Here is a 6,804-nt window from a genome sequence, read left to right on the forward strand (position 1 = left end):
GGATAATCATAATAGCGCTCATAATAATCCCGCTCGTAGTAATAAGGCGGCCGCTTGTATCTAGGCACATAGCGATACTGGTCATAGCGTTGAGGCGGTCTGGGATAACCGTAATACTGCCTGTATCCGGGATAACCGTAATAAGGCCTGTAAGGGGGATAAGGTCTGAATCCGGGCCTGTCGCCGGCTTTAAGAAACAGCCCGTCGTCAGGATAGAGGCCCATGCCGGTATCGGCTGTTGCCGCACGGGTAGTCAGGAGGCCGACCAGCAGCGTAAACAACGCTGCCGTCAGGATGGTTGATTTTCTCATAATAACCTCTGCTATGCAGGACGAGATTATCGTAAGGCGTCGGCCTGAAAAGCTTTAATACCAGGGATAATAGTAATAGCCAAACCGACTGTAGGGATAGTAATAATACGGGTAGTAACCCATATAGGGGCCATAATAGACGTCCCGATAGTCCTCTTCCGGCCAGAGATAGATATTGCCGATTTCGACCAGCGGCAACGCCAGCATCTTCTTGCCGACAGCGCGCTCGACTGAGCCCTTGAGAGTGCCGGTTACGGTAATTATCGAGTCTTTTTTATAGATGGCCGGGTCCAGGAAACTCGGGCTACTAACAATGAATCGTCCTTGCGTTTTCTTATCAATGCGTGGGCGTGCCGAACTGTCCAGCGGATAATAGAGAACCTGTATTTCCGTGGCGTCCGTTTCGTTTTCGACTTCGATGATCGTGCCGCCCCAGCGTACGGGAGTACCGCGGTAACGGTCGGGGTTATTAAGCGCTTCTCCGAGATGGACATCCATGGCCGGTGCGTTTTTCAATACAGTCGGCATACTTGAACAGGCGCTCAACAAGATACTTAATAGCAGTAATAAATGTTTCATAATATTCTCCATTCCCTAACCTGGAACTATTAACCGGAAACACATACCCAAGCAAGTAAAACTATTTCAAAAGTTAGGACTTATTTTAATAATTAAAATTCCTTATGCTGAATCCCTGAATAGAGGCAAACTCCATTGCCATCGGCCATTTGATAGCCAAGCTCCAATTCATGGTTTGACCAGTTGACTGCGAGTAGGGACTTGCACATGCCGCTGAACCGGAACGCCTGAGCTGGTTGGCTGATTTTTATTTCTCTGATAGGCCGCAATCCGGCAATGGTTAATTTAAGCGCGACAATATTGAAGGAACCTATGAAAAAATCAACTGCTCACTATCCGGCCGTTCCGCAGCCCATCCCCGTATGGCGCAACATGTAGAAGCCTGGGCAGAACCTTATGCGCTTGAAGTCTCCGGTTCTGAGAGCCGCGCCACTCATGCTGATGCTGTATTTGACTGCTTCCGTGGCAGTTGCCGAGGTGTCGGTCAAAGGCATTAAAGGGCAGGCCAAGGAAAACGTACTGCTTACGCTGTCCCTGGCAAAGGAACGCTGCGATGCGCCGGAGTGGAAAATACGAAACCTCTACGCGCAAGCCGATCAGGAAATCGACGAGGCCTTGCGGGCATTGGGTTATTACCATGCCGCCCTCGAAAAGTCGCTGACTTTTGACCGGCAATGCTGGCAGGCTCGCTTTGACATCCAGCCCGGACCGCAGGCTGTCGTCAGCGCGATCGATATCGCGATTAAAGGCGAAGCCCATGACGATCCTGAGTTTCAGAAATTGCGCAACAACTTGCCGCTAAAGATCGGCAGTCCCGTCCATCACGGCCAATATGAAAGCCTGAAGCGGCGCTTTGAAACGCTTGCGCTGGAGCGCGGCTACCTGAATGCGAAATTCACCGAGAGCAAACTGCTGATCGACAAGGCGCGCAACAGCGCCAGGATCGAGCTGCTGTTCGATGCCGGAAAGCGCATGTATTTCGGCGATGTCACTGTCAAACAGGACATTCTGAATCCCGACTTCGTGGAGAAATATATTTCAATAAAAAAAGGCGATTACTACAGCACCGAGCAATTGGCTAAAACACAGAGCGCACTGTCGCAAAGTGACTATTTCGACAGCGTGGAAATCATCCCGGACACCGAAAACATCGAACAGCAGCGCGTGCCGGTTTCGATCACGCTGTCTCCAAATAACCGGCATCTGTACAGTTTCGGCCTGGGATTCGACACCGACATTGGGCCTCTAGGCAATGCGACTTACAAGAACCGCCGCCTGAACCGGCGCGGTCATTTTCTGAACGCCAATCTCGACATCTCGCCGGTACTGTCGATTGCCGATGTCGAATACAGCATTCCGATGAAAGATCCAGTCCATGACGTGCTTAGTTTCGGCGGTGGCTTCAGATACGAAGATACCGACACTTTCAAGTCCAAAAAAGCGGCGCTTTCTGTACGTTACAAGAAAGCGCGGCCCAACGGCTGGAAGCAGACGCTCTATCTTGACTACAGTTATGAGGAATTTGAAACCGAGACTGAATCAGGCGAAGCGTTGTTATTGGTACCCGGCGCCAGCTGGCTGCGCTCGGTGGCCGACAGCATCGTGCGGCCGACCAAGGGCTACAGGGCCGAGTTCGAAGTGAGAGGCAGCTATGAAACTCCGTTTTCCGACGTCAGTTTTCTGCAGGGCATTTTTTCGGGCATCTGGATGCAGCCCCTGCCCGGGGGCGGCAAATTCATCGGCCGGACCAATCTGGGCGCGACACTGGTCGATGATCTGAGTAGACTGCCGACCTCATACCGTTTTTACGCAGGCGGCATCAACAGCATTCGCGGCTATGATTACAAGGAACTGGGACCGAAGGACGGATTCGGCCATGTCAAAGGCGGCGAGTTCCTGACGGCCGTCAGCGCCGAATACGAGCATCCCGTTCTCGATGACTGGGGCGCGGCGGCCTTCGTCGATAGCGGCAATGCCTTCAATGCCGGCGACATCAGCTTCAAGACCGGCGTGGGCCTGGGCATCCGCTGGTATTCGCCGGTCGGTCCTGTGCGCCTCGATTTCGCCGTGCCGTTGAACGAGGCCAATTCCTCGTTTCAGATCCATTTTTCCGCAGGCGCCAGGCTATGAAACAATGGCTGCTGATCGCTTTGCTGATCGTGCTGATGATTCCTGCCGGCCTGTTCGGGCTGGTCAGCAGCGAAGCGGGTAGCAGCTGGTTGCTGCAGCAGGTTTTTTCAAGACTGCCTGCACAGGTGACGGCTGCGAAGATAGAGGGCCGGCTGATCGATCGCCTCGTGCTCAAGGATCTCCATTATCAGAGCGATACCGAAACCGTCGCCGTTAAAAATCTGGCTTTTGCCTGGAGGCCCCGCGAGTTGCTTTCGGGCACCGTCAAAATCATCGACCTGACGCTGAATGGCGTCACCGTGACTATCAGGAAAGCTGAAAAGCCCAAGGACGAGGCGCCGTTCGATTTCGGGGCCGAACTGCGGCTGCCGGTCGAGATTGCGGTTGAAAACCTGCTGCTGACCGATACGCGGCTACAGTCGGGCGAGCAGGTGTACGAACTGGCCAGGCTGCGCCTGGCGGCAGCGACTGAACAGGGGACGCTCAGCGTCAGTCTGCTGGAAGTCAATGCCAAGCCTGTCGTCGCGACCATACAAGGCCAAGTAACGCTGGGCAAGGGTTTTCCTTTCAGCCTGCAGGCCGATTGGCAGGTCAGCACCGAAACCAACGGCGTATGGCAGGGCGCATCCATCGTCCACGGCAACATCGACAGGATTGTGTTCGATAATCGATTATCTACGCCATTCGCCGCCAGCCTGACAGGCAATCTGGAAGATGTGCTCGGCAAGCCGCGTATAAACGCCCGCGGCGACTGGCGCAACCTCAAATGGCCGCTGATGGCCGCCGAACCCCAGCTGAAAAGCGAGCAGGGCACATTCGAGCTGAGCGGTTTGCTCGATGACTACCGGCTAACCGTCAACAGCCGGCTGACGCAGCAGTATCTGCCCGAAAGCAATCTGGCATTCAAGGGCACAGGCAGCCTCGAAGCCATGGCCATCGAAAGACTGGAGCTGAAATCCAAAACCGGCTTGTTTCTGCTGGCGGGCGATGTTTCATGGAAGGAGGCGCCGGCGTTTGACCTGGCAGCCCAGGGTCAGCATTTCAATCCGGCCATTATCATGCCGGAAATGCCCGGCGATCTGACCTTCAGCACACATATCAAAGGCAAACTGGCCGAGCAGGCGCTGCAACTGGAAGCCGATATCAACAAACTGACCGGCAAGCTGCGCGATTATCCGGTGAGCGCCGATGGCAAACTGTTTCTGGCCGGCGATCAGCTGACAGTCGAATCACTGCGCATCAATTCCGGCGTCAACAGGCTGGCCGTGGATGGAAGGCTGGGACAGGAACAGGGCGCTCTGGAAGTTACGATCGATGCGCCCAAGCTGGACACACTGTGGCCGGGCCTGGGCGGCAGTCTGGAAGGCGAAGGGCGTCTCAAGGGCGCATGGCGGCAACCCACGGTTGAATTTCAGGCCCTGGGCAGAGGTCTGCGCTTTGCCGGTTACAGCGCTGCGGAACTGAATGCCGATATCGGTTATCGCCCCGAAGCAACATCGAGACTGAATCTATCCATGACCACCATCAAAAGCGGCACTATCGAGATAAGCCGACTGCGGGTCGAAGGCAGCGGCACGCAGGCCGCTCATAGCCTCAGCGCCGATCTGCGTTCAAACAAAGGCGACCTGTCAGCCGGACTGACGGGCGGTATCAAAAACGGCCGCTGGCAGGGCAGTTTGTCTAAACTTGCGCTGAATGTGCCCAATCAAGGCCGCTGGCAGCTTCAGGAGCCCATGGCGATGACCGTAGCGCCGCGCGAGGCGGGCGTCGATCTGGCTTTCGAGCAGGGCTGTCTGGCCCGGCAGTCCGCTTCCGTCTGTGTGCAAGGCCGCTATCAGGCCAGCGGCGACTTTCAGGCGGAATTGAACGTGTCAGCATTGCCGCTCGCGCTGCTGCAGACTTATCTGACAGAACAGGTAACGCTGAGCGGCATCATCAATGCCGATGCCCAACTGGCGCGGCGCAAAGGCGTACTGGCCGGGCGCTACAGTCTTCAGATGCCGGCCGGAGCGCGAATCCTTTTGCAGGGCAGGGAAGCCGTCACCACCGTTCCTCTGGGCGCCTCGTCCGTGAACGGTGTGATAAATGGCAATGCGGTGTCAGCCGATCTGGATCTGGCCTTGGCCGGCCGGGATTTCGTGCGCGGGCAGTTGCAGGCCGATACCGGCCCGAGCCAGGCTGTCAACGGCCGCATACAGGCCTCAGTGGCCGAGTTTGCGCTCTTCAACGCTTTGGTGCCGGATAAGGTATCCGGCCTTAAAGGCCGATTGCAGGCGGACCTGACACTGTACGGAGCCCTGCAAAAACCGGCAGCGGCAGGCACGGTACGGCTTTCCGGCGGCGCTGTCGATATTCAGGAGCTGGGCCTGAGACTTCGCGATATCAACTTAGAGATCGCGGCTGCCAGGGACAATGCCGAGCGTCTGCGCATACAGGGCGCGGCCAAGTCGGGCACCGGCTCTGTCTATCTGGATGGTTTTGTGCGGCTGCAGCCCGAAGCCGGCTGGCCGGTTGAGCTGACGCTGACAGGCGATGATTTTGAAGTCGCGAAGCTGCCGGAAGCGCAGATAGCCGTATCGCCGGCATTGAAAATAGCTTATGCGAACGGGCAGGGCAAAGTGACGGGCAAACTGGGCGTGCCGACGGCGATCATGAAGCTCAAGCAGTTGCCGGAGCAGGCCGTCAAGGTCAGCGAAGATGAGATTATTGTCGGCGAGGAACCTGTCGAGAAAACAGCACCGGCCGTGCCGGGTTTTGATATCGATGTCGACGTCGAACTGGGCAAGAATGTGAAATTTTCAGGGATGGGGCTAAAGACCGACCTGGCAGGCAAGTTGAAGGTCGTCCAGAGAGCGGGAAAAATGACCATGCACGGCACGGTTGACATGAAGGAGGCCCGCTACGAACAGTACGGGCAGGATTTGACCGTGCGCAAAGGACGCTTTGCCTTCAACGGACCGATCGACAATCCCTGGCTGGACGTTGAAGCCGTCCGTGTTTCCAATGACAAAAAAGTGACGGCGGTGCTCAGCGTGAGCGGATCATCGAAAGCGCCCAGGACCCGCATTTATTCGGAACCGGCGCTGCCGGAAGCGGAAGCACTGGCCTACCTGATCACGGGCCGGCCGCTGAATCAGGCCAGCGAATCGGAAGGCAATATGATAGCCGGCGCAGCGTTATCCTATGGGGCGGGGAAAGTTGCCTGGCTCGCCAACAAGTTCGGAGCCGATCAGTTTGAGGTTAAGGAAGGCAAGACGCTGCAGGATACGTTGCTTGCCGTGGGCCGGCATCTGACGCCGGAGTTTTATATCGGCACCAAGGTCGGCCTGTTCAACAAGCAGGCGGTGCTGGTCTTGAGGCGGATGCTGACAGAGGCGCTCAGCGTGGAAACCGAGGCCGGTACATCGCAAAGAATCAAGCTGAACTATCAGATTGAGACCGATTGACAGAAGAGAAAACCGCTGTTCCATAAAAGCGCTCAATACAAAATAACATGAATAATTAAAACTCAACCGAAACCTCCTCTATAATTTCCCTGATTGGATGACTTTACCGGAATCTGACTTTGTTACTATCTGATGTTGCATATGGGCGGTTTCATCCCGTTTGCCGTGCCGAGCACCGGAGCTTTTAGCGGCAGGCTGGGTTGATAAACCCGGCATTTGGAGTCTCCTTCGTAGGGTACGCATCGCGTACCACTTCAGGGCTTTTCGGCACACCGCAAGTCCGGAAAGGTACGCGATGCGTACCCTACAGTGGATTTCGCCTTGATTTTGGCAGGGCA

At 55.9% G+C, this 6,804-nt stretch carries 3 protein-coding genes and 1 pseudogene; 2 read left to right on the forward strand and 2 right to left on the reverse strand.

The genetic code is table 11. The annotated features are described in order from the left end of the window. Positions 1-311: pseudogene (locus IT781_RS21115) on the reverse strand (hypothetical protein); the annotation flags it as partial. Positions 312-365: 54 nt separating this feature from the next. Continuing rightward, positions 366-890 (reverse strand): Slp family lipoprotein, encoded by a 525-nt coding sequence (locus IT781_RS21120; protein ID WP_194972151.1) that lies wholly within the window; start codon positions 888-890, stop codon positions 366-368. A gap of 396 nt (positions 891-1,286) precedes the next feature. Between IT781_RS21120 and IT781_RS21125 the strand changes: the two genes are divergently transcribed. Beyond that, positions 1,287-3,020, forward strand: coding sequence for an autotransporter assembly complex family protein (locus tag IT781_RS21125; RefSeq protein ID WP_194972152.1), 1,734 nt, complete (start codon positions 1,287-1,289; stop codon positions 3,018-3,020). After that, positions 3,017-6,466, forward strand: a complete 3,450-nt coding sequence (locus IT781_RS21130) for a translocation/assembly module TamB domain-containing protein (protein ID WP_194972153.1) — start codon at positions 3,017-3,019, stop codon at positions 6,464-6,466. Before IT781_RS21125 ends, IT781_RS21130 begins: the two co-directional genes overlap by 4 nt. The last annotated feature ends 338 nt before the right edge of the window (positions 6,467-6,804 follow it).

The organism is Methylobacter sp. BlB1 (assembly GCF_015476545.1).
Classification (GTDB): domain Bacteria; phylum Pseudomonadota; class Gammaproteobacteria; order Methylococcales; family Methylomonadaceae; genus Methylobacter.